1 pseudogene is annotated in these 255 nt (G+C 42.0%); it reads right to left on the minus strand.

Features of this window, described 5'->3' with window-relative positions:
- Positions 1–255: pseudogene (locus ACYQ4O_RS13165) on the minus strand (RNA-guided endonuclease IscB); the annotation flags it as partial.

Consider the following 255-nt stretch of genomic DNA (forward strand, 5'->3'; position numbering starts at 1 on the left):
GAATACCGAATTTTTTGCGGTTAAACTTAGTTAAAGCTCCTGAACCAGCTTCAAAGGGAAAACCAGTTGATTTCAGTTTGTTAAACAGTTTCCAACGGGTGGCATTAACAGAAGCTGCGTCTTTAAGCGGTTGTTTTAATTGATTCTTGATTTGCCGCAGAACTTCCGGCTTGTCTTTCAGAAACTCCTCAACGCTCCTGGAACCTTTCTTCTGATTGCATTGAACACAAGCCAAAACGAGATTGCTGACTCGGT

The organism is Turicimonas sp. TL08 (genome assembly GCF_054660695.1).